This window comes from Parvimonas sp. D2 (assembly GCF_035282635.1).
GTDB lineage: Bacteria > Bacillota > Clostridia > Tissierellales > Peptoniphilaceae > Parvimonas.
The window spans coordinates 1-232 of sequence record NZ_JAYKBO010000120.1; the positions used below are offsets into that span (position 1 = coordinate 1).

Genomic DNA, 232 nt, shown 5'->3' on the forward strand with positions numbered 1-232 from the left:
CGGTAGAGAAGCTGCCAAAATCGCCCGGAGGCGCCTGGGTTTGCTGATTAACTTTGCTGCCAAAAGTCCGGGCGCCGCCCTGATTCTCGAACGACCCGATAAACTCGCCGCTGCCTTGATTGGAGAAGCGCGGTCCTTCGTTCATGGCAGAGAAATCTCCGCCGGCGAGATCGGCAAATTTGGTAAACTTATTGATGAACCGGAGCTGCACGGTTTCGGTTGAACCGGAGCG

At 56.5% G+C, this 232-nt stretch carries 1 protein-coding gene; it reads right to left on the bottom strand.

Features of this window, described 5'->3' with window-relative positions; genetic code table 11:
• The coding region (locus VJI77_RS07790) for a hypothetical protein (protein ID WP_323989030.1) at positions 1-232 on the bottom strand (232 nt) is incomplete at both ends.